This is a genomic window from Aestuariirhabdus haliotis (assembly GCF_023509475.1).
Lineage (GTDB): Bacteria > Pseudomonadota > Gammaproteobacteria > Pseudomonadales > Aestuariirhabdaceae > Aestuariirhabdus > Aestuariirhabdus haliotis.
In genome coordinates this window covers 16,494-38,713 of record NZ_JAKSDZ010000029.1, presented here as the reverse complement: position 1 = coordinate 38,713, position 22,220 = coordinate 16,494, and the positions used below count along the sequence as shown (strand labels likewise).

The window sequence follows — 22,220 nt, the reverse complement described above, 5'->3', positions numbered from 1 at the left end:
CTCTGGCTTACAGGCGAATTCAGAGTCGCGGCACGCCTTTGCCGTAAGGTCGAGACCTTTCAAGAAGGCGTAACAAAGAGTCTGGGTTCGCCTGTAAGCCCCGAAGGGCGGGCCTGAAAACCCTTTTCTCTGTGTTGAAGCCCTTATCCGGGTCTGGACATGAATGGCGAGCTTCGCCTTGATAAAAGCGGTTTTCAGGCTCCGCAGTGCGCTATTCGAATTATTCAGAGATGCCCTAGTATTACCTCAGTGTTCCTGCGCGTTTTTTGACATTCAATAGCACTTTTTTGCAAGACGCTGTATCGGCGTACTGGCTAAAGTTGAGATAACGCCATTGAGTTCTGTTTCAGCGTCACCAATCAGTTCCTGAACGGAACTTTCATCGACTCGATAACTTCATCAGGAATGGATTATGTTTAAGCCCCGCGACGTGTTGACCCCAGACTTTCTCCGACGTGATACCGATTCGCTCTGGACGGAGATAGTCGACAGTTATTCTGTCGATGAAGCGTTGTTGCTACAGGGGCTTCTCGAGTTGGCAACCCCGGATTCCTCGATCATGGATGTTATCACCAGGGAAGGGAGTCGTTTGATTGAGGCGGTCAGGGCCAATGATGACGCCATGCATATGATCGATGCACTCTTGCTGGAATACAGTCTGGATACCCAGGAGGGTATTTTATTGATGTGCCTGGCCGAGGCGCTGATGCGAATACCCGACACCGATACCGCGGCGGCACTGATTCGTGACAAATTGAGTGTGGCTGACTGGGAACATCACTTGAGCAGCAGTGAATCTGTGCTGGTGAATGCCTCCACCTGGGGCCTGATGCTGACCGGTAAGGTCGTTACTCTGGACAGCCGCGTCGATGGCAGGCCAGCCCCGGTGATCCATCGTCTGCTCAACCGTCTGGGTGAGCCCGTGATACGCAGAGCGATGAATCAGGCGATGAAGATCATGGGTAAGCATTTTGTACTGGGTCGTAATATCGACGAAGCATTGAAGAACGGGCGTAAAAAAATCGCCCAGGGGTACAGCTATTCATTCGATATGCTGGGGGAGGCGGCCCTGACAGCGGACGATGCTGATCGGTATTTGCAGTCTTATTTGCAGGCTATAGCGAAGGTCGGGAAGCATAATTCGAAGCTTTCCGGAACGGCCCGAGACCTGCCATCGATCTCTATCAAACTGTCGGCTTTACATCCTCGCTATGAAGTCGGTCAAAAGGCGCGTGTATTGACAGAGCTCTATGACTCGGTTTTGCAGCTGGCATCAGCGGCACGAGCCTGCAACGTGGGCATTACTATCGATGCCGAGGAGATGGATCGACTGGAGCTGTCTCTGGAGCTGTTTAAAAAGCTGTATCAAAGTCCCGCCATGCGAGGCTGGGGTAATTTTGGTCTGGTGGTGCAGGCCTACTCCAAACGGGCGTTACCGGTGCTGGCCTGGTTGGGCGCGTTGGCTAGAGAGCAGGGCGATGTCATTCCCCTGCGTCTGGTTAAAGGTGCCTATTGGGATACTGAGATCAAGTTAGCCCAGCAAAAGGGCTTGGCGTCCTATCCTGTTTTCACACGCAAAGAGGCCACAGACTTGTCATATCTGGCCTGTGCAGAATTTCTGTTTAGCGAGGCGGCGCGCAATATCTACCCGCAGTTTGCGACCCATAATGCTCACACCGTGGCCAGTGTTAAGTCTCTCGCCAAGGGCAATAGCTACGAATTTCAACGCCTGCATGGAATGGGAGACGCGCTTTATGACGTGGTCATGGCAAACGATTCGGCCCGGGTTCGTATCTATGCCCCCGTTGGCCAGCACAAGGATCTGTTGCCTTACCTGGTTCGCCGACTGCTGGAAAACGGTGCCAATTCATCCTTTGTCCACCGTCTGGTGGATGCCAATACCCCAGTGTCCAGCCTGGTGCGACATCCGGCAGAACAGCTACAGGCGCATCAGAGTCTGAATAATGACCGTATTCCCTTGCCAGCTGATATTTTAGAGGCAGAACGTCTTAATTCCGCGGGCATTAATGTTGATATCGAGAGCCAATGGCAGCCGTTGGCGAAGCAGGTCGCCATAGAAGGCGAGAAACAGTGGCAGGGAGGCACCCTGATAGACGGGGTACCGCTCCAGAGCGAAAAACCGAATCCTGTGTTCAGCCCTTTTGATCGCAAGAAGCAAGTGGGGCAGGCGGTCTGGGCCTGTGCCGATGATGTCGTCCGGGCGATTGACAGTGCTGCGGCGAGCTTTGATGGCTGGAACCAAACATCGGTTGATGTTCGGGCATCCTGCCTTGAAACCATGGCAGACCTTATGGAGGCTCATCGTCCGGAGTTGGTGGCTCTGTGTCATCTGGAAGCGGGGAAAACCATTCATGACAGCCTCGATGAAATTCGTGAAGCGGTCGATTTTTGCCGTTACTACGCCCAGCAGGCGCGCCTGCATTTTGCAAACCCTATGCAATTGCCCGGGCCTACGGGGGAATCTAACGAGTTGCTACTGCAGGGGCGTGGTGTTTTTGCCTGCATTAGCCCCTGGAACTTTCCTCTGGCCATCTTTATTGGTCAGGTAGTGGCTGCACTGGTGGCGGGTAATACCGTCGTTGCCAAGCCTGCCGAGCAAACAACCTTGATTGCCACCCGAGCGGTAGAGTTGTTGATCCAGTCAGGGGTACCTGTGGGAGTGATCCACTTGCTGGCTGGTGAGGGTGCTGAGGTGGGTAATGCCATCACGCAGGATGAACGTATTGCCGGTGTAGCCTTTACCGGATCGACGGACACCGCGCAGCGGATTAACCGTACCCTGGCTAATCGAACCGGGGCAATTGCTCCCTTGATTGCGGAAACCGGTGGTCAGAACGCCATGATTGTCGATAGTACTGCGTTGCCCGAGCAGGTGGTTGCAGATGCAGTCGAATCTGCTTTCAAAAGCGCCGGGCAACGCTGCTCGGCGCTACGGGTGCTCTACGTGCAGGAAGACGTGGCACCTCGGGTGACAGAGTTATTGCAAGGCGCTATGGCGGAACTGGTGGTGGGGGATCCCAGGCTCCATACCACCGATGTGGGGCCCGTAATCGATGAGCGAGCTCAGCAGATGCTTGATGAGCATATTGCCACGATGCGCCAGAAGGCTGAGGTCATCGCCGAAACCCCCTTGGCGACAACCGTGGCTCAGCAAGGCTGTTATGTAGCGCCCATCGCTTTCCGTATTGATTCGATGGCTGAGTTGCACAAGGAAAATTTTGGTCCGATTCTGCACCTGATCAGCTTCAAGTCGGAACAACTTGATGCGGTAATCGAAGAGGTTAATGCTTCCGGCTATGGTCTGACGCTGGGGGTACATACCCGTAATGAGGTTACGGCCAGACGCATTGAGCAAGGGGTACGGGTAGGTAACATCTACATCAATCGCAATCAGATTGGTGCGACGGTAGGGGTGCAGCCTTTCGGAGGCCAGGGGCTTTCGGGGACTGGCCCCAAAGCCGGTGGGCCACGCTACCTTTACCGGTTTGCCAGTGAGCGAACCCTGACCGTTAATACGACGGCTGTGGGGGGGAACGCCAGCCTGCTGTCACTGGAAAGCGAGCTGGCCTGATGGCAGCACCTGATGAGGCGTTAATGTCAGGTTTATTTATGGCTTGAGAGGTCAGATTCCAGAAAGGGAGGGATGGATGATAGAACAACAAAGCACCCCACCGGGTCAGAGCAACCCGATGTTAAGGTTGTTATTTGTCTGTCCCTAAGCCGATAGCGTAATCAGGGTGATGACCGCCACCAAAGCGAGAATCACCCAAAGCGCCACATCTCCAATACGGTGCTCAAGAGCATCCAGTTCTTTCAATGTCATGGTAGATCCCTCCTGTGCCAACGGATGGCCACATAAAACGTGCACATTTTAACCATAGTGTCTTTTGTGCTGCCGGCCAGCCGTCATAAAAAAGTTGTCTAACAGGGTGTTTTGTTTAGCGTAGATAGCTCTATTCAGAGTTATGGCGTTACAATAACAGCGCCTCATTGCCTGGAGTTTTTGTGGACCTTTACCTGCAAACACTGGTGTTTACTGTAGAGATTACAGTGCCGATTTTTGTCATCGTGTTTCTCGGTGCCTTTTTGCGTCGAATCGGCTTTATCAATGAAAATTTCATCGAAGTGTCTTCAAAGCTGGTGTTCAACGTAACTCTGCCGGCCTTGTTGTTCATTAGCATCATCAAGCTGGACCTTTCCCTGGTGCTGGATCCACTACAGCTGCTGTATGCCTTGTCAGGCACCCTGATACTGTTTCTGTTGCTCTGGTGGGGGTCGGGCTTGGTCGTTAGCCAGGGGAAGCAACGCGGCGTCTTTGTCCAGGGATCGTTCCGTAGCAACCTGGGGATAACCGGGCTGGCGTTGTCGGCCAATATGTACGGTGAGCCTGGTCTGGCGATGGCTTCTTTGCTAATGGCGGCGCTGACCCCCCTTTATAATGTGTTGTCGGTTTTTGCCTTGATGGCGGCCAACCGGCAAGGTGAGCGGATAAATTGGCGTGGCATTGCTCTGGGGATTGCCAAGAACCCCTTGATACTGTCGATTGGACTGGCGGTATTGCTGGCGCATTTTCATGTTGAATTGCCCGAGGTGTTGTTAAAAACCGGTAGTTACTTTTCCGCCATGACGTTGCCATTGGCCCTGTTAGGGATCGGTGGCACTTTGAGCTTGAAGACGCTGGGAAAGGCATCCGTTTTATCGTTGTGGAGCTCATTGCTCAAACTGGTCGCATTGCCTTTTGTGTTGACTCTCGGGGCCTTGCTGCTTGGTTTCCGTGGCGAGTCCCTGGGCATTATGTTTCTTATGTTTGCCAGCCCGACGGCGGCGGTCAGTTTTGTGATGAGCCGGGCGATGGGCGGTGATTCGGAGCTGGCCGCGAGCATCATCCTGATTACCACACTGGGTTCTCTGGTGAGTATCAGTGCAGGCATCTTTATTTTGAGGTTACTACAGCTCGCCTAGGGCCGGACGCCTGCATTGAGCTGAGTCTGGTCAGGCAGGAGGTGGTGGGGAGTTTGAGCCTGTGGCAAAGGGGTTGGTGATAGAGGAATCAACACCCGCCAGGGGGACGCTCGAATGGTACTGTTGCATCACGCCTCGCACCGCCAGCTCTTCATGGCGGCGGATATCAACAATAATCAGGTACCTGCCCGACTCGATAGCCGGTTGAAAACGAGAAATTTTGTAATGTTGCTGATTGCGTCCGCTCAATGCGCCCAGCCAGCCCCCGCCCAGGATACAGAGCGCAGTGATAAGGATGATGGCTGTGCTTGATATCTGCTCGCCAATGGGCTGGGTGCCAATCATTAGCAGGCAGATTAACAGGCCGCTCAGGCCCCCGACGATGGCCCCCCGTTCTCCACTGTAGATAATATTGCTGCTCTGCAAGGGCGTTGCGGAGTGCAAATGATGGTGCAGCAGGCCATCGTTATCCTTACTGAAGACGTGAAAACGCCAGTCGGAGATGCCTTCGGCATGCAGGTCCTCGGAAATACGGTCCACGCTTTCGAGGTCATCAGCCAGATAGTAGAGTCGCTTCATGGCAGGTACCGGCAGTCTGTCGTTGTCAGGTTGTTAATGGCTGATTATAAAATAGACAATCGACGAGTACAGAGCGCTTTTAGACAAATTAGTCCGCGATTTGGGGTTTTTAATAAGTGTTCAAAAACACAGGCCTAGCCAATAGGGTTGTCTCTGGGGCGGTCGAAATAGAGTTCACAACGATGTGACAGGTGATAGAAACGCCAGCTTGCCAGTATGGCCATGACGCCCAATCCGGAAGCCAGGCCGACCCAGATACCTATCCCTTGCCAGTCCAGGACGAAACCGAGCAAGATAGCCATACCAAAGCCGATGCCCCAAAAGCTTAGAGCACCCATTAGCATCGGAATACGGGTATCGGGAAAGCCATGCAGTGCCCCGACGGCAGTCAGCTGAATACCGTCCAGCACCTGGAATATTGCCAGCACGACAAGAAAGCTTACGGCAAGCTGAATGACCCGGGTGTTCTCAGGGTCCTGGGTGTCCAGGAACAGGGAGATGATCAGTTGCGGGAAATTCCAGATGAACAAAGCCAGCAAGAGCATAATGGAGGAGGCCAAACCCATTGCGATCCAGCCGCTCCGCACCACTCCCAGGTGGGAGTGGTTCCCCATCGCGCTACCCACTTTGACCGTAGCAGCATTGCCGATACCCAGAATAAACATATAGGTAATGGCGGCGACCTGAATGGCAATTTGATGGGCGGCAACCGAGGCTCCATCGATAAAGCCCATTAGCAGTATCGAGCCGGAAAAAAGCCCCTCTTCGAGCAAAAAAGCGAGGCTGATAGGGCCTCCGATGCGCAGTAGTTTTGTGGTCAATACGGGATCGAAAACAAACCCGCTGCTGAAGAGCTTATAGGGTCGAATCTCTGGTCGTATGGCTGCGATCAGCAACAGGCTCAGAGCCATAAACAGGTTAACGATCACACTGGCGGTTCCGGCGCCTTGTACGCCCATGGCCGGTGCTCCCCAGTGGCCAAAGATCAGTATGTAGTTAAGGATGATATTTAATATCACGGCAACGCACATCACGAGCAATGCGGGTAAGGGGCGTTGAAGAGACGAAAACAGGTTTCGCAGGGCGATCATCAACATCGCCGGTATCAGGCTCCAACGCATAATATCCATGTACTCGACGCCGATCGCGACCAGAGTGGCTTGTTGCCCGAGTAAAAGTAACACGGGTCCAACAAAATACAGGCACAGACTCAGTAAAAAGCTGACCACAAGAGCGATCAAGACGCTGTGATGAATGCACTGGCGCAGTGCATCATGATCCTGTGCGCTGGCGGCACGGGCCAGTAAGGGCGTGGCGGCAACGGTAAGACCGATGGCGATCATCGATAACAGCAGATAAATGTTCAGTGACAGTGCCGCACCGGCCAGGGTCTCGTAGCCCAGGCGTCCGATCATAATGGTGTCTGTAGCCCCGATAGCCACCTGTCCCAGAAAAATAAGCGACAACGGCGCCGCCAGGCTAAGCATGCTGCGAACTTCAGTTAACAATACGGAGGAGGACATGGAGGGTCGGTGCCTTGAATGCCGGAGGCTGGCTATTGTATTGGGGCCTTGGTTAAAGTGAAACAACTGTGTTTTTACAGGCCGTGATCTTCCTGCTCCAGACTGTAAGCGGACATTCCTTTCATTTTAATGCCATGGAACCTTGCTACAATTCTTGCAACTGATTGAATCACTAGCCATATGAGTTTGAGGTAAGGGATGCCTTATGAGTAGTAATGCTGCAGGGAGTCGTTATTGGAACCAGCTCAGTAGTTGGCAGCGACGTGCAATCTATGGCCTGATCGCCCTGGTTTTGTACAGTATTGTTGGCTTTTTGGTGCTGCCGGAGCCCATGCGTTCGTTGCTCGAAACCCGTGTCAGTGAAATGACCGGGCAGGAGGCGAGTCTGGGTCGGTTGGAGATTAATCCCTTCGATTTCAGCCTGTCATTACGGCGATTTGAACTCAGTGGCGTAGAGCAAGAGCGTCAGCTTGCCTTCGATCACCTTCATCTCAACCTTTCGGTGCGACATCTCTTTATTGGTCAACTGGTCCTCGAGCGCTTTCAGCTTGATCGTCCACTGGTTACCTTGGTCATCAATCAGCAACAGGAAGTGAACTGGGATCAGCTGATCCAGAAAATTGCTGTGGACCCGAACGGGGGGAGTGATCCGGAAGCAAGTGAGGATGCCTCTCCTTTGCCCTTGCGTGTTGAGCATTTGAACATCAGTCAGGGTCAGATTCTCTTTGACGATCGTTCCAGGGAAGAACCCTACAAAGCTGATCTATTTCCGCTCAATCTGGAGCTATTTAACTTCAGTACCCGAGCTCAGGCTGAGGAGGCGCCATATTCATTTAAAGCCCGACTCGACCAGGATACTTCGTTAAGCTGGCAGGGACAGCTTAGTCTGGTGCCGCTGCGCTCCGAGGGGGCGCTTAAGCTGGAAGGCGTTCGTGTACGGAGGTTGTGGGAATACTGGCAGGAGCAATTTGCATTCGAAGTATTTCAGGGCGAGGTTTCTCTGTCGGCAAGTTATACCTTTGACGGTTCGGGTGACCGGCCGGTGTTCTCCATTGAGAAGGGGCTCTTTCAGCTCAGTGATTTCAATCTGGGGTATAAGCGAGCGGCGGATAATCTGATTTCGATTCCTGAGCTGGCCTTCAAGGGGATCTCGATAGACTCGGGTCAACAGACAGTGGTGATTGACCAACTATCCAGCCGGGACGCTCAGATATCCAGTCAGCTCAAGCGGACCGGAGAAATAGACTTGCTGGGTCTGTTTGCCAGGGTGAGAACGGCCGAAAACGCGATGGTTGAGCAGGGCGCCGGGACTTCGGCCTCGGCTGCCGCAGAGGATATGGCTGTTGAGAAGGGGGAACTGCCCTGGGAGGTTGCGCTGACCTCCTTTGAGTTATCCAACTATCAAATCGATTTTAGCGATCAGTCTCTCGACCCCTCACCCTCGTGGACCCTTCAACCATTGGCATTACAAGGCGGACCTGTAACGTTTCCACAGAATCAACCCCTGGCCTTCAATGTCGGCGCTGAGGTGGATGATGGTGCTCAGCTGTCTTTGTCAGGTCAGCTTTGGTTTAGCCCGCGAGTGGAGATGGATGTTTCAGTGAAGGACTTTGACCTGTCGCGGCTTCAATCCTACCTTGACCCATTGTTTCAGGTTCAGTTGGAGCAGGGTAAAGCCAGCCTCGATGGGCATCTGTTGTGGCAAGGCGGCGAACAACCTCAATTGAAGCTAGGCGGTCATCTGGGGGTCGATGAGCTGGTCACTCGAGACACTATCGATTATCAGGAGTTTGTTAAATGGAAAGCGTTGCTGGTCGAGGAGATAGCTTTTGACCAACAGCAAAGGCAGTTGTCGATTGCCCGTATTGCCACCAATACGCCCTATGCCCGGGTCATTATCTACCCGGATCTTAGCGTGAATGTGAGCCAGATTCTGAGCTCGCCAACAGCAGCGGATGAACCGGCGGACGAGACGACCTCTTCTGGAGAAAACGGGACTGAAGACGAGAAACCCTTTGATGTATCCATAGGACGCATAGAGATTGTAGAGGGTGAAGCCAATTTTGCCGACCTTAGCCTGACTCCACAGTTTGCCACCGGAATTTTCCAGCTTAACGGACGGGTGGATGGCTTAAGTTCCGATATCGATGCCAGGGCGGTGGTCGACATATCGGGTAAGGTTGATCGTTATGCTCCGGTAGTCATCAAGGGGGCTATTAACCCCCTGAGCGCGGAGGCGTTTACGGATTTGGGGGTGTCTTTCAAAAACGTCGAGCTGACGACCCTGACGCCTTATTCAGGCAAGTTTGCCGGTTACCGCATTGATAAGGGCAAGCTCTCTCTCGACCTGCAATATCAATTGGAGAACCGACAGTTGCAAGGGGACAACAAAATGGTGCTGGACCAGTTAACGCTGGGAAGTCGCACCGACAGCCCGGATGCCACCAGTTTGCCGGTTACCCTGGCCATTGCCCTGATGAAAGACAGCAGTGGGCGTATCGATATTGATCTCCCGGTCAGTGGTGATCTGGATAACCCCGAGTTCAGCTATGGCTCCCTGGTGGCCAAAGCCTTCATCAACCTGATTACCAATATCATCAGCTCTCCCTTCAGGGCATTGGGCAGTTTGTTGGGTGAGGACGCGGAGAGTTATGGCAATATCGGCTTTCCAGCGGGTAGCCAGGAATTATCACCTGAGGTGCGAGAGCGCTTGCAAACCTTGACGACGGCATTGGCCGAGCGGCCGACCATCAAATTGGAATTAACCGGTGGCTCCAATCAGGCGTTCGACTGGCCGGTGTATGCACAACTGCAATGGCAGCAGCAGTTGCAGACGTTGGCCTGGCAGCGGCTTAAAGCGGAAGGTAAATCTGTTCCTGGAACACCAAATGACTTGATTGTGCCCACCGAGTTGAAGGAATCCCTGGTCGTTGAACGTTTCCGGGAGTATCTGGGTGAGGAAGCGTCTCAAGCAGCCACATTACCGTCACTGGTAGAGATGGAGCAGGTATTGATCCGGGATATCAAGCCTCAACCGTCGGTGCTGCGCCAATTGGCCCAGCAGCGTGCGGCTGAGGTGCGTCGTTATCTGGTGGAGGCTTTGCAATACCCGGCTGAAAATCTGTACCTGCTCGAAGTCAATAGTGACGCGCCGGTTGAGCAAGGAAGAGTGCAGATAGTGTTGAGCTTGACCGATTGATTTGTGGGCTTGCTATGAGGTTCGGCTCTGGGCAAGCAATTCCTGAAAGCGCGCTCGTTTCTCGTCAGGATCGAGCGGGTTTGCTTCGCTCTGCTCAGGTATCAGAGGTGACAGGTCCAGCCCTGCGGACTCGCTGATCGAGTCTGAGGGGCTCGATGGAGGGGCTGGTGGCGCTGGCATGTTTTGAGGTTCCGCGTCTGATTCCAGATGTTGGTCGAGCACTTCCAGGGCTTCTAGCAAGCCCGGGGCGTCGGGGTGATCTTCGTTCAGAACTTCCAGTTTCTGAAAAACATTGTTTCTGACCTGTTCGATACGTTGTCTGGACAAGTGACTGGTATTCTCAGCAAGCCAGAGTGCAGCGGATTCACCGTTGGTGGCCATAGGGTCGAAACTCAATTCAGATCATGGGACGCTGAGTGTAACACGGGGAGGGCGAGAGTTTGACGACAACCCATGCAGATAAACCCTTACGGCTTTTTTTTAGTGCAGATTTGCCGCCGGCATCAGATTTGCTGGCCGATTGGGTAGCAAGCGAGTTGGCCCCTAGGTTTCCGCAGGCGAAATGGGTGCCGAAGCAGAATTACCATATCACCCTCTACTTTCTTGGAACGGTGGGCGTTGAGCAAACACCGGCCCTTAAAGAGAGGCTCAAGGTCATAGCCTGCCCCGCTTCAATTCCCGTCAGAGCGGATTCGTTTTTATGGCTACCGGATCAGCGCCGTCCTGGCGCACTAACCTTGTCGGTTTACTCGATGGGACAGTTGGAAGCGATCGCAGAGGCATTGGGAAATCCTTCCCCATTACGGGCTCACATAACCATTGCCAGAAGAGTTAGGAGGATTGATCACAGGGTGCTGGCCGATATTGAGGTGCCTCCCTTTGACTTTGAGTTGTTCAGCCTGTCTCTACGCCAAAGCCTGAGTACGCTCCATGGGGTGCGGTATCCCTCAGTATTGACTCGTTGGCTCTAACCCCCGTAATGGCCAAACTGGGTTGTCATGCCGGAATTTCGTGGCCTCGATTCAGGTATTACGGGCGGTCTCTGTGCTTCTGTAATCAGCCTCGCAAATTCGCGGAAATAGGGATTTGTACCTATAAGTAGATATACCTACAGCTATTGAAAAGCACCGATCTGCATGTCAGGGTAGCTCGACAAAGGGCTTTCGGTAGTTACTTACGTCGGACCTGCCCGCTTAGAATACTTGGCTCTCGTTCATTCTTTTTCGGGAGGGGCGCTGCTGTTGTCAGTGGTGCTTGGCACTAGTGGTTATGGAATGACCCTACTATGTTGAATAATCGCCAGAAGGCGTCTGGTTTCAGGGGAAGTTATGCCGCTGTTAGATGTTAAGAATCTACGCATTGAATTCCCATCCCGTCATGGGGTGGCTGTGGCTGTGGATGATATTGGTTTTGAAGTTGAGGCTGGTGAAATTGTCGGCCTTGTTGGCGAGAGTGGCGCCGGAAAATCCACGATTGGTAACGGCATTATTGACCTCTTGAGCCCCCCGGGGCGGGTTGCCTTGGGCGATGTTCATCTTAACGGTGAACGCATTTCCGGACTCGATGCTGAGTCCATGCGTAAAATTCGTGGTAACCGTATCGGGTTCATCTTTCAGGACCCTATGACCTCTCTCAACCCGTTGTTCACCGTCGAGCAGCAACTGGTTGAAACCATTACTATCAATTTGAATGTGAGTGAACAAGAAGCCTATAAGCGTGCCCTGAGTATGCTGGAGCAGGTTGGTATTCCTGAGCCAGAAGTTCGCATCAAGCAGTATCCCCATCAGTTTTCTGGCGGTATGCGTCAACGCGTGGTGATCGCCATTGCCCTGTGCAGTGAGCCCGAGTTGATTATTGCCGATGAGCCTACCACCGCACTGGATGTATCAATTCAGGACCAGATACTCGAATTGATTCGTGGTCTGTGCAAAGAGAAGCAGGTTGGCTGCATCTTTGTGACCCACGATATGGGGGTTATTGCCAATGTCACCGATCGTGTCTGCGTCATGTATCGTGGTCAGATGGTTGAAAGTGGTTCGACCGAGCAAATTCTGGGCAGTCCGCAACATGCTTATACCAAAAGCCTGATCAGTGCGGTCCCGCGTTCAGATATCAAGCTGATTCGTTTTCCCCTGGTGGATTACATCGAAGGTGCCGATGTTGAGCCGAGCAAGATAGACCTGGCCACCCATTGGCTGGGCAAGGATATGGATTTCAGCCGTGAAGGCGGCGATATTCTTACCGTCGAGAACGTCAATCTGCGCTTTGAAACCCAGCACGCATTTTTGGAAAAAAACCGCAAATATGTGCAGGCCTCCAGTAACGTTTCTTTTACGGTCAAGGAAGGGGAAACCTTTGGTCTGGTGGGTGAAAGTGGTAGCGGTAAGTCGACGATTGCACGAATTATCGCAGGCCTGTACAAAGAAGATTCCGGGACCATAACCTTTGCCGGACAGCAGATCAGTTCCATGAGTGAGCGGGCGCGCCGCCCCTTTCGTCGACAGATGCAGATGGTTTTTCAGAACCCATACTCTTCCATGAATCCCCGGATGACCATCAGCGACATTATCGCTGAGCCAATTCGTTTCCATAATCTGGCTGAGGATGAGAAGCAGATCAGAAGCATCGTCGGAGATCTGTTGGATCACGTGGGATTGGGCAGCGCAGCCGGGGTCAAGTTCCCCCATGAATTCTCTGGAGGCCAACGCCAGCGTATTTCTATTGCACGTGCACTGGCGACTCGTCCACGCTTTTTGATCTGCGATGAGCCGACTTCTGCGCTCGACGTGTCGGTTCAGGCCCAGATTCTCAATTTGCTCAAGGATCTGCAGGATGAGTTGGGTTTGACCATGCTGTTTATCAGCCACGATTTACCGGTGATTCGCCAGATGTGCGATCGCATCGGGGTGATGCGATATGGGGCACTGGTTGAAGTGGCGGAAACAGAAACCCTGTTTAACTCGCCACAACACGAATACACGCAAAGCTTGCTGTCATTGATCCCACGCCTTGAAGGGCTTTCCCGTGAGGGGCTGGAGATTGTTGCAGGAGGCGCTGCGTAATAAACCGTCATGCAATGACGGCCAGGTAGGAGTCTATACTCGAACCTGATAATAAAGGTCGCCTTTGCGGCTACTATCCATACTACTTAGGGGTAATAACATGAAAAGAGGAGTTGCCATTCTGGCAGGAGCCGTACTGGCCGCCGGCATGAGCCTTGGGGCTCAAGCCAAAACCTTGAAAATGGCCTATGACGCTGATCCGGTATCGATGGATCCCCATGAGCAGTTGTCTGGCGGAACCCTGCAGTACTCGCACATGGTGTTCGATCCACTGGTGCGCTGGACCAAGGATCTGGGTATGGAGCCTCGTCTGGCGGAAAAGTGGGAGCGTATCGACGATCGTACCGTTCGTTTCCACCTGCGTCAGGGCGTGAAATTCCATTCAGGCAACACCATGACCGCTGCCGACGTTAAATGGACCTGGGACCGCCTGTTGGCCAGCCCGGATTTCAAAGCGATTTTTGGTCCTTTTGAAGCGCTGAACGTCATTGATGATCATACCGTTGACCTGGTCACCAAAGAGCCTTTCCCTCTGGTGTTGAACGCTGCGACCTACATCTTCCCGATGGACAGCAAGTTCTACATGAACAGCGAAGATAAAGGCATGTTGAAAAAGCACGGTGACACCTTTGCTTCACGTAATGAATCCGGCACCGGACCTTTCAAGGTAGCGAAAAGAGAGCAGGGCGTGCGTGTTGATTTTGAGCGCTTTGCCGATTACTGGGACACCAAGTCACCAGGTAATGTGAAAAACATTGTCCTGACGCCTATCAAGGAAGGCCCAACCCGTGTTGCGGCGTTGCTCTCCGGGGATGTTGACTTTATTGCTCCGGTCCCACCAACCGACCACGATCGTATCAAGAAGAATGACAACACTCAGCTGGTTACCATGCCCGGTACTCGTGTTATCACCTTCCAGATGAATCAGGAACGTGTCGAAGCCTTCAAGGACGCTCGTGTTCGTCAGGCGATTGTTCATGCGGTCAACAACGTAGCTATCGCCAAGAAGATCATGCGCGGTTTTGCGACCCCAGCGGCTCAGCAGGGACCAAAAGGCTACGCGGGTTATGATGCTTCTTTGCAGCCACGTTACGACATCAAGAAAGCCAAGCAGCTGATGAAGGATGCCGGTTACGAGAAAGGCTTTACAGTAACCATGATGGCGCCTAATAACCGCTACGTGAACGACGCCAAAATCGCCGAAGCTGTGGCTAACATGCTGTCTAAAATCAACATCAAAGTTGATCTCAAGACCATGCCTAAAGCCCAGTACTGGCCTGAGTTTGATAAGCGTGCGGCTGACATGATGATGATCGGCTGGCATGCGGATACTGAAGATTCCGCTAACTTTACCGAATTCCTGACGGCTTGCCCGAGCAAGGAAACCGGTTGGGGTCAGTACAACAGCGGTAACTACTGCAACGAAGCTGTGGTCAAGCTGATACAGGATTCTGCCAGTGAAACCGATCCTGCCAAGCGCGCAGCTATGCTGCAACAAGTTGAGCGTACTCTGTATGAAGAGGCTGCATTTGTACCTCTGCATTGGCAGAACCTGGCTTGGGGTGCTCGTAAGAACATCAAGCTGGACGCGGTTGTTAACGTAATGGACTTCCCTTATCTGGGAGACCTGGTTGTTGAATAAGCCCTAGCGCTTGTTTCACCTTCCTAATGCTGCCGGCAGCATGCTGCCGGCAGTTGTTATCTGCTAAACGGTTGTATTCATGGCTCTATTTTTATTCAAGCGTCTGCTTCAGGCTGCTGTGGTGATGTTCGTAATCAGCATCATCAGTTTTTCCATCCAGGACAACCTGGGTGATCCGTTGCGCGAAATGCTGGGGCAGTCTGTGTCCGAAGCTGAGCGTCAGGCAATGCGTGACGAGATGGGGCTTAACGATCCCTTTCTGGTTCAGTATGGGCGGTTTATTGGTAAAGCCCTGCAAGGAGATCTGGGTACCTCCTACTTCTTTAAAGAACCCGCTCTTGATGTGATTCTTAAGAAATTGCCGGCGACACTCGAACTGGTCATCGGAGCATCATTTATTATCGTTGTATTGTCGGTGCCTCTCGGTGTCTACAGTGCAATTAAACCCCATAGTACGTTTACCAAAGCGATTATGGGTTTCAGTATCATCGGTATTTCGATCCCCGTTTTCCTGACGGCAATATTGCTGATCTACTTTTTTTCTATTGAACTCGGAGTGCTGCCCTCCTATGGGCGAGGGGAAATAACCCATATCTGGGGATACTGGAGCACAGGCTTTCTGACAAAAGATGGGTTGTTGCATCTGTTGCTGCCTTGCGTTTCTCTAGCCAGTATCATGTTGCCGCTATTTATCCGTCTGATTCGTGCGGAAATGGTTGAAGCCCTGCATACAGAATATGTGAAGTTTGCCTGGGCCAAGGGGTTAGGCAAATATCGTATCTGGTTCTTGCATGCTCTGAAAAATACCATGCTGCCCGTTGTTACCGTGGGTGGTGTGCAAATCGGTACTATGGTGGCCTATACCATATTGACTGAATCCGTTTTCCAATGGCCGGGTATGGGCTTTATGTTTCTTGAGGCGGTTAACCGTGTCGATACGCCTTTGATTGTTGCTTACCTGATTGTGGTTGGAGCAATTTTCGTAATTACCAATACGATTGTAGATTTAATCTACGGTTTGATTGATCCCACAGTAAACTTGATCGGGGGTAAGCAATGAGTGAACAGGCCCTGAGCAAATGGGAGCGTTTCAAGCTTTCAAATATTTATTACAGCTTTACCCGTGACAAAGTCGCGATCGTCAGTTTTAGCCTGTTCGCATTTTTTGTTGTAGCGGCTTTTATGGCGCCGGTTCTGGCACCTTTTGATCCCTACGATATGTCAGCTATCGACATCATGGATTCGGAAATTCCTCCTTCCTGGGAAGAGGAATCGGATGAGCGTTTCCTATTGGGTACCGATGCCCAAGGTCGCGATATGTTGAGTACCATTCTTTATGGAACTCGAGTATCACTTACAATTGGTTTGTGTGCTGTCATGCTGCAAGCTTTTTTGGGTATTGTGATTGGTCTCAGTGCCGGATATCTGGGAGGACGCATTGATAGCTTCTTGATGCGAATGGCGGATATACAGCTGTCTTTTTCCACCATGATGGTTGCGATTATTGTCCTGGCAGTTTTTCAGGCCTCTTTTGGTACTGAGCTCTATAGCAAACTTGCGATGCTGATGCTGATTCTGGTGATCGGTATTGCCGAATGGCCTCAGTATGCTCGAACTATCCGAGCATCGGTGCTGGCCGAGAAAGAGAAAGAGTATGTACAGTCGGCTCGGGTCATGGGTTTTGGTACCGGCAGGATTATGTTTCGCCATATTTTGCCAAATTGTCTGTCCCCGATTCTGGTTATTTCTACGGTGCAAATTGCTAATGCCATTATCAGTGAAGCGGCACTGTCCTTTTTGGGTTTGGGTATGCCGGTTTCAGAACCTTCCCTGGGTGCGTTGATCAGTAGCGGCTTTGAATATATTTTCAGTGGCGCCTGGTGGATTACCATTATTCCGGGCATTGTTTTGGTTGTATTGGTGTTGGTGATCAACTTGCTGGGCGACTGGCTCAGAGATGTTATGAATCCCAAGCTGTACAAGCACTGACGGCTGAACGGTTTGTTTGTTCGTCAAAAGCCGACAGGGTGAAATGCTGTCGGCTTTTTTGCTTTAGAGAAAAGCTTCAGCCGGTGCAGGTTAAACCTGGCTTATACCGTTATCGGTGATCAGGTTTACGGTACCAGCGTAAGTGTTACCCAGTCGCGATTTAATATCGCGAATGGAAGAAAAAACCAACGGTTGACTGGAGTCAGTCTGATTGAGCGTGTGAGGAATATTGTCGATAACAATTTCGGCAATGTAGCCGCTATGGTAAGTGCGAATATTAATCGCTTCAATCAATCGACTTCCCGATCTGTAGCGTAATTGTTGAATAGTCATTCCATGACCTCCGCTTGCGTATTGTTATTTTTTAGCGCAGTACTTTTTAAGTTAGAGGAATAAATTCTGAAAGCTAGGAATAACGCGCTAACCTATAGACCTTTCGATTCTCAATAGCATTCTTCGATATGCCAAATACCAATGATGATAAGCCGTCAGTCAATAGTCTCGTATTGCTCTATGCCACACGGGAGGGGCAAACACTTCGTATTGTCGAGCATATGCAGAGGTGTTTGCAGCAAGCAAAAGTCCCGGTCAGAATTTTAGCGCTTGATGCTTGTCATGATTGGCCATGCCAGCGTCACGAGATGGCCGTCATCTGTTCTCCCGTTCGCTATGGAAAGCATTTGCCAGCGGCGCAGCGTTTTGTAAAAAAATTTGGCAAGCACCTTGATGATAAACCCTCCGCTATGGTTTCCGTAAACTTGACGGCGCGTAAACCCGAACGTTCAACGCCGAATAATAATCCCTATTTGAAACGCTTTTTAAATCAGAATGGATGGCAACCGGTTTTGCAGGCGGTTTTTGCCGGTGCACTGGAGTATGAGCGTTATCCCTGGTGGGATCGGCTGATGATCCGCACGATTATGCGTATGACCAAGGGGCCAACGACGGGTGGGCAAAAGTATGAGTTTACCAACTGGTCGGCGGTTGAACACTTTTGCGACCAGTTGGTGATGTTGCTAGAAGAGAAGGCCTAAACCTTCTTATGCACGACTTCGTAGCAGGGTTCATAAACACTGCCGGGTAATTTCATGCGCTGCTGCTTAACGAATGAGCCCAAAAGCTGGTCCATATCTTCCATCAGTTGAGGGTCTCCGCTGAGCTGGAAGGGACCTCGGGCTCGAATAAGATCGATACCGCTGCGCTTAACGTTGCCCGCTACGACACCGGACATCGCCCGTCTCAGGTTGGCTGCCAGCATATGGGCCGGCTGGTCTCGATCCAGTTGTAAGGCTTCCATGCTTTCGTGGGTAGGCTCAAAGGGAGCCTGGAAGATCTCTTCGGTGCGCAGTAACCAGTTGTAGTAGTAGGCATCACCAGTGCTGCGGCGAAACCGGGTCACCTTATCCAGGCCGGATTTCATCTGCTGTGCCACTTCCCTGGGATCATCGATGATGATGTTATAACGGCGCTGAGCTTGCGGGCCCAGAGTGTTCCCGATAAAACGGTCGATCTGTTCAAAATAGCCGACCGACTCGCTTGGGCCCGTAAAAATAAGTGGGAAGGGGATATGCTCGTTATCCGGGTGCAGCAATATACCCAGCAGATAAAGAATCTCTTCGCAGGTGCCCGGGCCGCCTGGAAAAATGATGATGCCATGGCCGAAGCGAACAAAGGCTTCCAGTCGCTTTTCAATATCGGGCATGATGATCAGCTGGTTAACAATCGGGTTGGGGGACTCAGCCGCAATAATGCCGGGTTCGGTGATGCCGATAAAACGGCTGTTGGATATGCGTTGCTTGGCGTGACCCAGGTTGGCACCTTTCATCGGGCCTTTCATGGCCCCCGGACCGCAACCGGTACAGATATCCAGTCCGCGTAATCCCAGTTGGTAACCCACTTTCTTAGTGTATTTGTATTCACCCTGACCAATGGAGTGACCACCCCAGCAAACAACAACGTTAGGCAGCTGCTTGGGCAGGAATGCCTTGGCGTTGCGTAAAATATGAAAGACCAGATCGGTGAGGCTGGTGGAGTCGCCGTTATCAAACCTCGGGCTGCCTTTGAGTTCGCTCGACACATAGAGAATATCTCGTACCACGCAAAACAGGCTCTGGCGAATGCCTTTGATGATGCGTCCATCCACGAAGGCGCTACCAGGGGCGTTGATCAACTCAAGCTTCAGCCCTCGATGTTCTTGCACGATGCGAATGTCGAAACTGTCGAACTCCTCCATAACATTGTAAGGGTTGTCAGAGGTCTCGTCGCAATTAAGCACCGCCAGGGCGCATTGCCTGAATAGGGGATACAAGCCACCCTGGTTGGTATCCTGTAACAGGCTGACTTCATTGTTTGATAGCACGTTCATTGTGCCCAGTGGGCTGACAATGGTTGAAACCAATTCCTTTTTTACCACTTAAAAACTCCAGGTAGGGTAGGGCCACGATTGCCTGATTTGGCAAGCCTGAGCAAATGTTTGGTGTGGCATGCTGACTAGCAGGTATACCACAAATTGATTACGGATTGTCGCTTTCTACGGTTTGTTGGAAGCGATTATTCCCGCCATTCTATGCGTCTTCAGGTCGGGGTCATCAATGGTGTAAATAAGGTCCGATACGTTATCGGAAGAAGAGAAATGAGCCATTGAAAAGTGCGACAACTTATAACTTTTTGCACTAGATAACCCAATTATCAAACTCTATCCCTTAGTCTAACAGACTATTGTCAAAGGTCTGCCTGGGTTGTTCTAACTGTTTGAAATTAAACAGTAAAATGCTGTTTTCTACTGGTGTCTGGCTGTGTTTAGACCAAGGTCGAATGTTACCTAAAGGTGCGGTTGTTACATTAGTTTTCGTGCAAAACCCAAATCCCTAAAACAATAAATAGAGAAGGACTGTCATTATGAGTGCAGAAAACGCCGTCTCCTCTGGAGGCGCTCAATCGAGAGCGCAGGAGTACTGGAAGGCCAATCTCAAGATTATTATGAGCTTTCTGGTCGTTTGGTTCGTCGTTTCATACGGGTGTGGAATTCTGTTTATCGACGCCCTGAATGAAATTCCATTCTTTGGCTTTAAGCTTGGTTTCTGGTTCGCCCAGCAAGGTTCCATTTTCGTGTTTGTTGGCCTGATTGTGGCTTACACAATGCGCATGAATAAACTGGATGAAGAGTTCGACGTCCACGAATAACAACAACTAAGGGGCACCATAATAATGGATCTTCAAATGCTAACCTACCTATTCGTAGGTGGTTCTTTCGCACTCTATATCGGTATTGCGATCTGGTCGCGAGCCGCTTCAACCAAAGAGTTTTATGTCGCAGGCGGTGGTGTTCACCCTCTGGCGAACGGCATGGCGACAGCCGCTGACTGGATGTCAGCAGCGTCGTTTATCTCTCTGGCAGGTATTATCTCTTTCATGGGCTCTGATGGTACCGGTTACCTGATGGGCTGGACTGGTGGTTACGTGCTGTTGGCACTGCTGCTGGCGCCTTATCTGCGTAAGTTCGGCAAGTTTACGGTGCCGGATTTCGTCGGTGATCGTTACTACTCAAACGTTGCCCGTGTGGTGGCGGTTGTCTGTGTAATCTTTATCTCCTTCACCTATGTTGCTGGTCAAATGCGTGGTGTTGGTATTGTATTCTCTCGTTTCCTCGAAGTAGACGTGAACACTGGTGTCGTGATCGGCATGGGTATCGTATTCTTCTACGCGGTTATGGGTGGTATGAAGGGTATTACTTACACTCAGGTGGCTCAGTACTGCGTACTGATCTTTGCCTTTACTGTACCTGCTATCTTCCTGACCTATCAGATCACCGGTCACGTACTGCCTCAGACTGGTCTGGGTTCTACCCTGGACAGTGGTCAATCAGTACTGACAACCTTGGATGGTTTGGTAACGGACCTGGGCTTTAAGGAATACACCGAGGGTCGTAAGTCGACCATCGATATGTTCTTCATTACTGCGGCTCTGATGTGCGGTACTGCCGGTCTGCCTCACGTAATTGTACGTTTCTTCACAGTACCTAAGGTAAAAGATGCGCGTACCTCCGCGGGTTGGGCGTTGCTGTTCATCGCTATCCTTTACACCGCTGTTCCTGCAGTAGCTGCCATGGGCCGTGTAAACCTGATCAACACTGTTAACGGTGTGGACGGTACCGGTACTTCTTATGCTGAAATGCCTGCCTGGTTCAAGAACTGGGAGAATTCCGGTCTGATCGGCTGGAACGATGTCAATAATGATGGAAAGGTTCAGTACGCTAACGGTAAGGCATTTACCGGTAACGGTAAGCCTGCCTTTGACGGCGACAAGCGTGGTGAGAACGGCGAGCGTGCGGTAACTAACGCTAATACTGAAGCTCAGCCAATAGGTAAGGCGCCATTTGCCAACGAAGTGTATGTCGATCGTGACATCATGGTGCTGGCTAACCCTGAAATTGCCAACTTGCCGAACTGGGTTATTGCCCTGGTAGCGGCCGGTGGTGTGGCAGCAGCGCTGTCGACGGCAGCGGGTCTGCTACTGGTAATCTCGACGGCGGTCTCTCATGACTTGTTGAAGAAAACTTTCGCGCCGAATATCAGCGAGAAACAGGAGCTGTTAGCTGCGCGGGGTGCTGCGATTGTAGCCATTACCATTGCAGGACTGTTTGGTATCTATCCACCTGGATTCGTGGCGCAGGTGGTCGCCTTCGCCTTCGGCTTGGCTGCGGCCTCTTTCTTCCCGGTTATCCTGATGGGTATCTTCTACAAGCGTATGAACAAAGAGGGTGCAATTGCCGGTATGTCGGTTGGTCTGGCCTTCACCTTCTCCTACATCGTGTACTTCAAGTTCATCGCTCCTGGCGATAACAATGCAGAGCACTGGTTGCTTGGTGTGTCTCCAGAAGGTATTGGTACCCTGGGTATGATCTTTAACTTTGTTGTTGCCTATGTCGTGTCCAGCATGACACCTCCTCCTCCCGAGGAGATCCAGCACATTGTTGAAGACATCCGTGTACCTCGCGGTGCCGGAACTGCTCACGCTCACTGAGTGATGCCATGAGCCAGTAAAAAGGGAGCCTCGGCTCCCTTTTTTTATTAAGGAATGCTGTTGAGTGATCTATCGATGAGGCCTGTTTTACTATCGATGTCCGAAGCATGGTTCGGTAGTTCAAAGTAGTAAAATTGCAATGATGAAACCTAGGGCACAGGTCATAACATCTGTTGGATGAATGAACTATGCTGATCCGATATCATTAATAAAAAGGAGAC

Annotated in this window: 16 protein-coding genes; 11 read left to right on the top strand and 5 right to left on the bottom strand. The window is 51.5% G+C overall.

Going from position 1 to position 22,220, the window contains the following annotated elements; translation table 11 throughout:
- Nucleotides 1-412 precede the first annotated feature (412 nt).
- Both putA and MIB40_RS14415 read left to right on the top strand, forming a co-directional pair.
- The gene (gene putA / locus MIB40_RS14420) at nucleotides 413-3,592 is read left to right on the top strand and encodes a bifunctional proline dehydrogenase/L-glutamate gamma-semialdehyde dehydrogenase PutA (protein ID WP_249695582.1); all 3,180 of its coding nucleotides are present in this window, start codon (nucleotides 413-415) and stop codon (nucleotides 3,590-3,592) included.
- Nucleotides 3,593-4,026: 434 nt separating this feature from the next.
- Complete coding sequence (locus tag MIB40_RS14415; RefSeq protein WP_249695580.1) at nucleotides 4,027-4,983, top strand: AEC family transporter; 957 nt, start codon at nucleotides 4,027-4,029, stop codon at nucleotides 4,981-4,983.
- Nucleotides 4,984-5,013: 30 nt separating this feature from the next.
- On the opposite strand, the gene MIB40_RS14410 is transcribed toward MIB40_RS14415, so the two are convergent.
- Together MIB40_RS14410 and MIB40_RS14405 are read right to left on the bottom strand one after the other, a co-directional pair.
- The gene (locus tag MIB40_RS14410) at nucleotides 5,014-5,562 is read right to left on the bottom strand and encodes a hypothetical protein (RefSeq protein ID WP_249695578.1); all 549 of its coding nucleotides are present in this window, start codon (nucleotides 5,560-5,562) and stop codon (nucleotides 5,014-5,016) included.
- A gap of 134 nt (nucleotides 5,563-5,696) precedes the next feature.
- The gene (locus tag MIB40_RS14405) at nucleotides 5,697-7,085 is read right to left on the bottom strand and encodes an MATE family efflux transporter (RefSeq protein ID WP_249695576.1); all 1,389 of its coding nucleotides are present in this window, start codon (nucleotides 7,083-7,085) and stop codon (nucleotides 5,697-5,699) included.
- Between the two features lie 205 nt (nucleotides 7,086-7,290).
- Between MIB40_RS14405 and MIB40_RS14400 the strand changes: the two genes are divergently transcribed.
- Complete coding sequence (locus MIB40_RS14400) at nucleotides 7,291-10,284, top strand: DUF748 domain-containing protein (protein WP_249695574.1); 2,994 nt, start codon at nucleotides 7,291-7,293, stop codon at nucleotides 10,282-10,284.
- Nucleotides 10,285-10,296: 12 nt separating this feature from the next.
- Here MIB40_RS14400 and MIB40_RS14395 read toward each other — a convergent pair whose 3' ends face one another.
- A complete protein-coding gene (locus tag MIB40_RS14395; RefSeq protein ID WP_249695572.1) occupies nucleotides 10,297-10,680 on the bottom strand; it encodes a hypothetical protein in 384 nt (127 codons plus the stop codon).
- A gap of 44 nt (nucleotides 10,681-10,724) precedes the next feature.
- Between MIB40_RS14395 and MIB40_RS14390 the strand changes: the two genes are divergently transcribed.
- The 5 genes from MIB40_RS14390 (at nucleotide 10,725) to MIB40_RS14370 (ending at nucleotide 16,977) form a co-directional block, all read left to right on the top strand.
- Nucleotides 10,725-11,255, top strand: coding sequence for a 2'-5' RNA ligase family protein (locus MIB40_RS14390; protein ID WP_319941678.1), 531 nt, complete (start codon nucleotides 10,725-10,727; stop codon nucleotides 11,253-11,255).
- Nucleotides 11,256-11,612: 357 nt separating this feature from the next.
- Nucleotides 11,613-13,346: an ABC transporter ATP-binding protein gene (locus tag MIB40_RS14385; protein WP_249695568.1), complete on the top strand. Its 1,734-nt coding sequence runs from the start codon at nucleotides 11,613-11,615 to the stop codon at nucleotides 13,344-13,346.
- A 100-nt stretch (nucleotides 13,347-13,446) separates the two neighbouring features.
- Nucleotides 13,447-14,988, top strand: coding sequence for an ABC transporter substrate-binding protein (locus MIB40_RS14380; RefSeq protein WP_249695566.1), 1,542 nt, complete (start codon nucleotides 13,447-13,449; stop codon nucleotides 14,986-14,988).
- A 79-nt stretch (nucleotides 14,989-15,067) separates the two neighbouring features.
- Nucleotides 15,068-16,048, top strand: coding sequence for an ABC transporter permease (locus MIB40_RS14375; RefSeq protein ID WP_249695564.1), 981 nt, complete (start codon nucleotides 15,068-15,070; stop codon nucleotides 16,046-16,048).
- Nucleotides 16,045-16,977 (top strand): ABC transporter permease, encoded by a 933-nt coding sequence (locus MIB40_RS14370; RefSeq protein WP_249695561.1) that lies wholly within the window; start codon nucleotides 16,045-16,047, stop codon nucleotides 16,975-16,977. Before MIB40_RS14375 ends, MIB40_RS14370 begins: the two co-directional genes overlap by 4 nt.
- A gap of 90 nt (nucleotides 16,978-17,067) precedes the next feature.
- Here the strand turns inward: MIB40_RS14370 and MIB40_RS14365 are convergent, their stop codons facing one another.
- Nucleotides 17,068-17,310, bottom strand: coding sequence for a hypothetical protein (locus tag MIB40_RS14365; RefSeq protein ID WP_249695559.1), 243 nt, complete (start codon nucleotides 17,308-17,310; stop codon nucleotides 17,068-17,070).
- A gap of 128 nt (nucleotides 17,311-17,438) precedes the next feature.
- On the opposite strand from MIB40_RS14365, the gene hemG reads away from it, so the two are divergent.
- Nucleotides 17,439-18,011 (top strand): menaquinone-dependent protoporphyrinogen IX dehydrogenase, encoded by a 573-nt coding sequence (gene hemG / locus MIB40_RS14360; RefSeq protein WP_249695557.1) that lies wholly within the window; start codon nucleotides 17,439-17,441, stop codon nucleotides 18,009-18,011.
- On the opposite strand, the gene ppnN is transcribed toward hemG, so the two are convergent.
- Nucleotides 18,008-19,390: a nucleotide 5'-monophosphate nucleosidase PpnN gene (ppnN, locus tag MIB40_RS14355; protein WP_319941677.1), complete on the bottom strand. Its 1,383-nt coding sequence runs from the start codon at nucleotides 19,388-19,390 to the stop codon at nucleotides 18,008-18,010. The genes hemG and ppnN overlap by 4 nt on opposite strands.
- Before the next feature lie 485 nt (nucleotides 19,391-19,875).
- Here ppnN and MIB40_RS14350 point away from each other — a divergent pair, with 485 nt between their 5' ends.
- Both MIB40_RS14350 and MIB40_RS14345 read left to right on the top strand, forming a co-directional pair.
- Nucleotides 19,876-20,160, top strand: coding sequence for a DUF4212 domain-containing protein (locus MIB40_RS14350; RefSeq protein ID WP_249695555.1), 285 nt, complete (start codon nucleotides 19,876-19,878; stop codon nucleotides 20,158-20,160).
- 24 nt (nucleotides 20,161-20,184) lie between these two features.
- The gene (locus MIB40_RS14345) at nucleotides 20,185-21,999 is read left to right on the top strand and encodes a sodium:solute symporter family protein (protein WP_249695554.1); all 1,815 of its coding nucleotides are present in this window, start codon (nucleotides 20,185-20,187) and stop codon (nucleotides 21,997-21,999) included.
- Nucleotides 22,000-22,220: the final 221 nt, after the last annotated feature.

What these genes read in the sequence shown, in the direction of transcription:
- putA (WP_249695582.1), top strand. Translation starts at nt 413, where the DNA reads ATGTTTAAGCCCCGCGACGTGTTGACCCCAGACTTTCTCCGACGTGAT.
- MIB40_RS14365 (WP_249695559.1), bottom strand. Translation starts at nt 17,310, where the DNA reads ATGACTATTCAACAATTACGCTACAGATCGGGAAGTCGATTGATTGAA.
- MIB40_RS14385 (WP_249695568.1), top strand. Translation starts at nt 11,613, where the DNA reads ATGCCGCTGTTAGATGTTAAGAATCTACGCATTGAATTCCCATCCCGT.
- MIB40_RS14370 (WP_249695561.1), top strand. Translation starts at nt 16,045, where the DNA reads ATGAGTGAACAGGCCCTGAGCAAATGGGAGCGTTTCAAGCTTTCAAAT.
- MIB40_RS14350 (WP_249695555.1), top strand. Translation starts at nt 19,876, where the DNA reads ATGAGTGCAGAAAACGCCGTCTCCTCTGGAGGCGCTCAATCGAGAGCG.
- hemG (WP_249695557.1), top strand. Translation starts at nt 17,439, where the DNA reads ATGCCAAATACCAATGATGATAAGCCGTCAGTCAATAGTCTCGTATTG.
- MIB40_RS14410 (WP_249695578.1), bottom strand. Translation starts at nt 5,562, where the DNA reads ATGAAGCGACTCTACTATCTGGCTGATGACCTCGAAAGCGTGGACCGT.
- MIB40_RS14375 (WP_249695564.1), top strand. Translation starts at nt 15,068, where the DNA reads ATGGCTCTATTTTTATTCAAGCGTCTGCTTCAGGCTGCTGTGGTGATG.
- MIB40_RS14380 (WP_249695566.1), top strand. Translation starts at nt 13,447, where the DNA reads ATGAAAAGAGGAGTTGCCATTCTGGCAGGAGCCGTACTGGCCGCCGGC.
- MIB40_RS14405 (WP_249695576.1), bottom strand. Translation starts at nt 7,085, where the DNA reads ATGTCCTCCTCCGTATTGTTAACTGAAGTTCGCAGCATGCTTAGCCTG.
- MIB40_RS14400 (WP_249695574.1), top strand. Translation starts at nt 7,291, where the DNA reads ATGAGTAGTAATGCTGCAGGGAGTCGTTATTGGAACCAGCTCAGTAGT.
- MIB40_RS14345 (WP_249695554.1), top strand. Translation starts at nt 20,185, where the DNA reads ATGGATCTTCAAATGCTAACCTACCTATTCGTAGGTGGTTCTTTCGCA.